Genomic DNA, 1,625 nt, shown 5'->3' with positions numbered 1-1,625 from the left:
CTAGTGGCTTGGCTCGGATCTTTGGACGGGGAACAGCTGATGGTCAGTGCGGGGTGAGACTGTTTCCGCATGGTTCATGCGGCTGATGGTGGTGCGGATGGGAACGTCGAGCACGCGGTGATTGCGCGGTATCGACTGACCGGCGATGGGTTCGGCGAGGCGGATGATCGGACGGCCGTCCGCGCGGCCCAGAAGCTCCTGACCGAGGTGATTGAACGAGCCGGCGTCGGCGAGTTCGACGGCGACGAGTTCGGGAGCGGTGAGGTGCTGCTCTTCGCCTACGGGCACGACGCCGATGCGCTCTTCGCCGTAATGGAACCTGTCCTGCGTGGCCTGCCCTTGCGCCCGGCGAGCGTCGTGTTGCGGTACGGATCGGCATCGGATCGCTTCGCTGCCGAGCGGATCGTGGAGCTGTAGCGCGCGTCGGCGTTGCGCGTCAGGCGGCCAGGGTCGGGTACTGGGCCCAGGTGCGGATCGGTGAGTCGGGGGCGAAGTTGGTCTTTGGCCGGGAGCGGGTGTTGTGCCAGCGGATGTACGCGTTGATGGCGGCGTTCTGTTCGGCGTGGCTGCGGTGGTCGGTGCCGTTGAGGGCGAAGTAGCGCAGGGCGGCGAACTCGGACTCGATCCAGTTCAGCCAGGATCCGTAGGTCGGCAGGAAGACCAGATGAACGTCGTTCTCCGCGGTCCACGCACGGATGTTGGGGTGTTTGTGCGGGGAGAAGTTGTCCAGGACGACATAGAGCTTCTCGCCGGGCCAGCGGCTGCGCAGGGACTTGAGCAGGGCCAGGAACTCACGCCAGCGTTTGCGGGGACGGATGCGGTAGTAGAGCTTGCCGGTGGCCAGGTCGAGGGCGGCGAGCATGTGCATCACGCCGTCGTAGCGGTTGTAGGTGGCCCGCAGCCGGCGTGGTGAGCGGTGCGGGCGCCATGCTTTGCCCTTGCGGGGCATGAGGTTGAGCGGCCCGAACTCGTCCACGCAGACCACCCGGCCGTCGATGGGCGGGGAGTCGTAGAGTGCCAGGATCCGGTGCATCTTGGCGATGAAGTCCGGGTCGTTCGAGGACTTCCAGGTCGTGGTGGTCTGCCAGGAGACCTTGCCCTCGCGCAGTATCCGCCGCAGTGTCTCGCGGCTGACCGCCGGCACGACGGCCTGCTGGACCAGGTGCTGGGCGAGCTTGGTCAGGCTCCAGGTGGAGAACGCCGTGATTTTCCAGTCGGCGGGGGACGTCCGGGCGATCAGGCAGATGTGCTCACGCATCTGGCTGCTGATCGTCCTGGGGCGTCCCCCGCTCCATTTTGGGTCCAGTGCCTCGAACCCCCGCTCGTTGAACGCGTGGATGACGTCGCGCACATAGTCGGCGCTGACCTGCATCAACGAGGTGATGTCCGGCACCGACTGGCCCTGCGCGGACATCATCACCACAATCGCCCGCCGCAACCTCACCGGATCCTTCGCGGTCCGGCTGATCCGCTGCAGCCGACGCCCCTCCTCCATGCCCACCGGCCGGACGAACACTCCCGGACGACGCCCCACAACCACCTCCGCGATCACAACCTGGAAGCAGCCTGCCGCGCAACAGACGAAGGATCAATTACCCGGCCAAGGAACCGAGACGAGCCACTAG

Annotated in this window: 2 protein-coding genes; one reads left to right on the top strand and one right to left on the bottom strand. The window is 66.3% G+C overall.

Annotated elements, in window-relative coordinates; genetic code table 11:
- Positions 1–69 precede the first annotated feature (69 nt).
- Positions 70–417: a hypothetical protein gene (locus ACWEPF_RS39915; protein ID WP_452176531.1), complete on the top strand. Its 348-nt coding sequence runs from the start codon at positions 70–72 to the stop codon at positions 415–417.
- A 19-nt stretch (positions 418–436) separates the two neighbouring features.
- Here ACWEPF_RS39915 and ACWEPF_RS39910 read toward each other — a convergent pair whose 3' ends face one another.
- The gene (locus tag ACWEPF_RS39910; protein WP_452176532.1) at positions 437–1,495 is read right to left on the bottom strand and encodes an IS630 family transposase; all 1,059 of its coding nucleotides are present in this window, start codon (positions 1,493–1,495) and stop codon (positions 437–439) included.
- Positions 1,496–1,625 lie beyond the last annotated feature (130 nt).

The sequence above is a fragment of the Kitasatospora sp. NPDC004289 genome (assembly GCF_053602875.1).
This window is presented reverse-complemented; position numbering and strand designations above follow the sequence as displayed.

Excerpts from the sequence above, each read along its gene's own strand:
- ACWEPF_RS39915 (WP_452176531.1), top strand. The coding sequence starts at position 70 with ATGGTTCATGCGGCTGATGGTGGTGCGGATGGGAACGTCGAGCACGCG.
- ACWEPF_RS39910 (WP_452176532.1), bottom strand. The coding sequence starts at position 1,495 with ATGGAGGAGGGGCGTCGGCTGCAGCGGATCAGCCGGACCGCGAAGGAT.